The organism is Streptomyces sp. UF-297, from assembly GCF_058245575.1.
Genome location: NZ_JBSIBZ010000182.1, coordinates 1 through 4,212 on the forward strand (window position 1 = coordinate 1; position 4,212 = coordinate 4,212).

General features: G+C 72.3%; 2 protein-coding genes. Both read left to right on the forward strand.

The genetic code is table 11. From position 1 onward, the window contains the following. Positions 1–2,445 (forward strand): SDR family NAD(P)-dependent oxidoreductase (locus AC4IJH_RS43060; RefSeq protein ID WP_490857499.1); only part of this gene is annotated, 2,445 nt, incomplete at its 5' end. Positions 2,446–2,484: 39 nt separating this feature from the next. Beyond that, positions 2,485–4,212: type I polyketide synthase (locus AC4IJH_RS43065; RefSeq protein ID WP_490857500.1), on the forward strand; the 1,728-nt coding region annotated here is incomplete at its 3' end.

Below are 4,212 nucleotides of genomic sequence, written 5' to 3' on the forward strand. Positions count from 1 at the left end.
GTGTTCATCGAGGTGGGTCCCGACGGCTCGCTGTCCGCGCTCGGCCCGGACGCGGTGGCCGGTATCGGCACCGACGAGAGCGCGTTCATCCCGCTCCAGCGGCGGAAGGAGCATGCCGGGCACGGCGTGACCGGTCTGGTGACCGGCCTGGCGCGGGCGTTCGTCAACGGTGCCACCGTCGACTGGAGCGCGGTACTGCCCGCCGGTGAGCGGGTGGCGCTGCCCACGTACGCCTTCCGGCACCAGCAGTACTGGCCCAGCGGCGTGCTGACCGCGCCGACCGCGGCGCCGACCGTGGGTGGCGATGGCGCGAGTACGGCGGCGGAGGCCCGGTTCTGGGCCGCGGTCGAGGGCGGTGACCTGGCCGGGATCGCGGACACGCTGGCCATCGAGGACCAGAAACAACTGAGCGGTGTACTGCCCGCGCTGGCGTCCTGGCGGCGCCGTGAGCAGGACCGTTCGGCAACCGCGAACTGGCGTTACCAGGTGGGCTGGACGCCGGTCGCCGAGCCCGGTCCGGCGGCGCTGACAGGGCACTGGCTGGTGGTGGCCGCGTCCGGGCAGGCCGATGACGACCTGACGCGGGGATGTGTGCAGGCGCTGGCCGACAGGGGTGCCGAGGTGGTGACGGTGGAGGCCACCGAAACCACCGACCACGAGCGGCTGGCGGCGCAGATCAGCGCGGTGTACCCGCAAGGCGGTGTCTCCGGCGTCGTATCGCTGCTGGCACTGGACGAGACACCGCTGCCCGGTCACCCGGTGCTGGCGAACGGCCTGGCCGGGACCCAGACACTGGTCCAGGCCCTGATCGCCCTGGCGGTCCATGCGCCGGCGTGGGTTCTCACCCGTGGCGCCGTCGCGGTCGCGTCGGACGAGGTGCTCAGCAACCCCGTACAGGCGCAGACGTGGGGACTCGCCCGCGTTGCCACGCTGGAACACCCCGACCACGGTGGCGGTCTGATCGACCTGCCGGCCGACTTCGACGAGCAGGCCGCGGCCCGGCTCTGCGCGGTGCTGGCCGGGTGCGGCGAGGACCAGGTGGCGATCCGCCCGGCCGGGATCTTCGGCCGTCGGCTGACCAAGGCCGAGCAGCCCAGCGGGAGTTCCGAGCGCTGGGTGCCGCGCGGCAGTGTCCTGATCACCGGCGGTACCGGCGCGATCGGCGGGCACGTGGCCCGCTGGCTGGCCGGGCGCGGCGCACAGCGGCTCGTACTGACGAGCCGGTCCGGGCCCGCTGCGGCGAGTGCGGCCGCGCTGGCCGCGGAACTGGCGACGGGCGGGGCACACGTGGAGGTGATCGCGGCCGATGCCGCCGACGACTCCGCGCTCGCCGGGGTGATCACCACGATCGGTGCCGACGGCCCGCCGCTGACCGCGGTGATGCACGCCGCGGGCCGCGCGCAGGCGACCGCGATCGACGACACCTCGGTGACGGAACTCGCCTCGGTCATGGCGGCCAAGGCCGCGGGCGCCGCCAGCCTCGACCGGCTGACGGCGGACCTGGACCTGGACGCGTTCGTGCTGTTCTCCTCCATCGCGGCGACCTGGGGCAGCGGTCTGCAGCCCGGTTACGCGGCGGCCAACACCTTCCTGGACGCCCTGGCGGAGAACCGTCTGGCCCGCGGCCTGGCGGCCACCTCGGTGGCCTGGGGCCCGTGGGGCGGCGGCGGGATGACCGACGAGGAGGGCTCGGCCCAGATGCAGCGGCGCGGACTGCGGCTGCTGGAGCCGGAGCGGGCCGTCCAGGCGCTGGCCCAGGTTCTCGACGGCCGGGACCGGGTGATCACCGTCGTGGATGTGGACTGGTCGCGGTTCGCGCCGCCGTTCACCGTGCGCAGGCCCAGCCCGCTCATCGAGAGTCTGCCCGAAGTCGTCGACGTCCTGGCCGCGTTGGAGAGCGACAACGGCCCGGCCGGTACGGAGGCGGGCAGCGCCCTGGCCCAGCGACTGGCAGGCCTGTCGCGGCCGGAGCAGGACCGGCTCCTGATCGACCTGGTCCGGACCGAGGCCGCGGCCGTACTGGGACACGCGAGCATCGACGACGTCGAGGCCGACCGGTCCTTCACCGACCTGGGAGCCGACTCGCTCACCGCCGTGGAGCTGCGCGACAAGCTGGGCGCCGCCACCGGACTGAGCCTGCCCAGCACGCTGCTGTTCGACTACCCCACTCCGGCCGCGCTCGCCGAGCATCTGCGCGCCAGCCAGTCCGAGGAGACCAGCGCGGCCCAGCCCGTGCTCGCCGAACTGGACAAGCTGGAAGGCATGCTCGCCGCGCTGACCGGCGACGACGAATCCGCCCAGATCACCAACCGGCTCGAAGTCGTGCTTTCCAAGTGGAAAGAGGCTCGGGAGCGGAACGCCGAGACCGGCGTTGCGGAAAAGCTCGAATCGTCAACCGACGACGAAGTCTTCGACTTCATCGGCAAAGAACTCGGAATTTACTGACATGGCAACCGCCGCGACTTCCTCGACGGGGTGACGTAAGTGAGCGAAGACAAACTCCGCTACTTCCTCAAGCGGGTTACCGCAAATCTGCATGAGACTCGGCAGCGCTTGCAGGAGCTGGAGGCTGCCGGTGACGAGCCGATCGCGATCGTCGGCATGAGCTGCCGGTTCCCCGGCGGCGCGCGCAGCCCGGAGGCACTGTGGGACCTTCTGGCCGCCGAGCGCGACGCGATCGCCGGGCTGCCCCAGGACCGGGGCTGGGAATTCGGTGACCCCGATGTCCCCAACTCCGGTGCCCCTGAGGTGGAAGCAGGCGGCTTCGTCTACGACGCGACCGGGTTCGACGCGGGATTCTTCGGAATCAGCCCGCGCGAGGCCGTGTCGATGGACCCGCAGCAGCGACTGCTGCTGGAGGTGTCGTGGGAGGCGATGGAACGGGCCGGAATCGACCCGGCGTCGCTGCGCGGCAGCGCGACGGGCGTGTTCGCGGGCGCTTCCGCATCCGGGTACGGCTGGATAACGGGCCGACAGGGCGAGCTCGACGGCCATGTGATGACGGGCAACGCGACGAGCATTCTGTCCGGCCGTATCTCCTACACGCTGGGCCTGGAGGGCCCGGCGGTCACGGTGGACACGGCGTGCTCGTCGTCCCTGGTCTCGCTGCACCTGGCCGTCCAGGCGCTGCGGTCCGGGGAGTGCTCGCTGGCGCTGGTCGGGGGCGCGTTCGTCGCGGCCACCCCCGTGCTGTTCACCGACTTCAGCAACTCGCTCGGGCTGTCCCCCGACGGACGCTGCAAGACCTTCTCGGCCTCGGCCGACGGCATGGGCGTGGCCGAGGGCGCCGGTGTCGTGGTGGTGGAGCGGCTGTCGGACGCGCGGCGCAACGGGCACAAGGTGCTGGCGGTGGTACGCGGCTCCGCGATCAACCAGGACGGCGCGTCCAACGGCCTGACCGCCCCCAACGGCCCGTCCCAGCAGCGCGTGATCCGCGCCGCGCTGGCCAGCGCCAAGCTGTCCCCCGGCGACATCGACGTGGTGGAGGCGCACGGTACGGGAACGCCGCTGGGCGACCCGATCGAGGCACAGGCGGTGATCGCCGCCTATGGCCAGGACCGGCCGGAGGACCGGCCGCTGTGGCTGGGTTCGGTGAAGTCCAACATCGGGCACACCCAGCAGGCCGCCGGCATGGCCGGGATCATCAAGATGGTGCTGGCACTGCAGAACCAGCGGCTGCCCCGGTCCCTGTACGCGGAAGACCCGTCGCCGCACGTGGACTGGTCGGCCGGCGACGTACGGCTGTTGACCGAGTCGGTGTCGTGGCCGACGGACGAGCGGGTGCGCCGTGCCGGTGTGTCGGCGTTCGGCATGAGCGGCACCAACGTACACATCATCCTGGAGGAGGCCCCGGCCGAGGACGGCGCGAAGCCGCAGATCCCCGACGAGGACGGTGAGCTGGCGGCCGTCCTGGACGAGCCCGTCGACGAGTCCGAGCCGATAGCAGCCGCCCCCGCGGTGGTCGAGGCGGACGGCCTGGCCGCGTGGGTGGTGTCGGGCCGGTCGGCCCAGGGCCTCTCCGCGCAGGCGAACCGGCTGCGGGAGTGGGTGGCGGGGCGTCCGGAGCTGGAACCGGCTGATGTGGCGTGGTCGTTGGCGGCGACGCGGTCGTCGTTCGAGCACCGGGCTGTGGTGCTGGGCGGTGGTCGCGAGGAGCTGGTGACCGGCCTGCGGAGCGTTGCCGCTGGTGAACCCGTGGGTTCGGTGGTCTCC